The following is a 1,230-nucleotide window of genomic DNA, read 5'->3' on the forward strand; positions in this document are numbered from 1 at the left end:
GATCGACGGCATCTCGTTGCCGATCGCCCTCGGCTTGCTGATCATGATGTATCCGGTGTTGGCCAAGGTCAGATACGACCGCCTCGACACCGTGACCGGCGACCGCAAGCTCCTGCTGAGTTCCCTGTTCTTGAACTGGGTGTTCGGGCCGGCGTTGATGTTCGCCCTGGCGTGGCTGATGCTGCCCGACCTGCCCGAGTATCGGACCGGGCTGATCATCGTGGGCCTGGCCCGCTGCATCGCCATGGTCATCATCTGGAACGACCTGGCCTGCGGGGACCGCGAGGCCGCTGCGGTGCTGGTCGCGTTGAACTCGATCTTCCAGGTCGTCATGTTCGCCGTGCTGGGGTGGTTCTACCTGTCAGTCCTGCCAGGCTGGCTCGGCCTGGAACAGACCACCATCGACACCTCCCCGTGGCAGATCGCCAAGTCGGTGCTCATCTTCTTGGGCATCCCGCTGCTGGCGGGCTATCTGTCGCGTCGGCTCGGCGAGAAGGCCAAGGGTCGCGACTGGTACGAATCGAAGTTCCTGCCCCGAATCGGCCCGTGGGCGCTCTACGGGCTGCTGTTCACCATCGTGATCCTCTTTGCCCTGCAAGGCGAACAGATCACCAGCCGCCCCTTCGACGTCGCGAGAATCGCACTGCCGCTGCTCGTCTACTTCGCGATCATGTGGGGCGGGGGTTACCTCCTGGGCGCCGCGATCGGCCTGGGTTACCCGCGGACCACCACGCTCGCGTTCACCGCTGCGGGCAACAACTTCGAACTCGCCATCGCCGTCGCGATCGCCACCTACGGCGCCACGTCCGGACAAGCTCTGGCCGGGGTGGTCGGCCCACTGATCGAGGTGCCCGTGCTGGTCGCTCTGGTCTACGTCTCGCTGGCGCTGCGCCGCCGCTTCGCCGACCACGCCACTGTGCCGGCGGCAGCTGCCGACCGTCCATCGACGACGAAGGACTCCCGACCATGACCGAGTCGTCCAAACCGTCGGTGCTGTTCGTCTGCGTCAAGAACGGCGGTAAGTCACAGATGGCCGCCGGGCTCATGCGCCAGCTCGCCGGTGACACCGTGAACGTGCATTCCGCCGGCACCAAACCCGGTGGCGCAGTGAACGATCTGTCCGCCCAGGCGCTGCTGGAGGTGGGCGTCGACATCATCGGTGAGCAACCCACGCTGGTCGATTTGGAGCTGGCCCGCGACGTCGATCTGGTGGTCACCCTGGGCCGCGAA

2 protein-coding genes are annotated in these 1,230 nt (G+C 65.8%); both read left to right on the top strand.

All coding sequences use genetic code 11. The features are described 5' to 3' along the window. On the top strand, positions 1-970 hold a 970-nt coding region (gene arsB, locus ACLE20_RS15450), incomplete at its 5' end, for an ACR3 family arsenite efflux transporter (protein ID WP_410941204.1). Continuing rightward, positions 967-1,230, top strand: a 264-nt coding sequence (locus tag ACLE20_RS15455) for a low molecular weight phosphatase family protein (protein ID WP_410941205.1), incomplete at its 3' end; no start/stop codon positions are given. The genes arsB and ACLE20_RS15455, both read left to right, overlap by 4 nt.

The organism is Rhizobium sp. YIM 134829 (assembly GCF_046546455.1).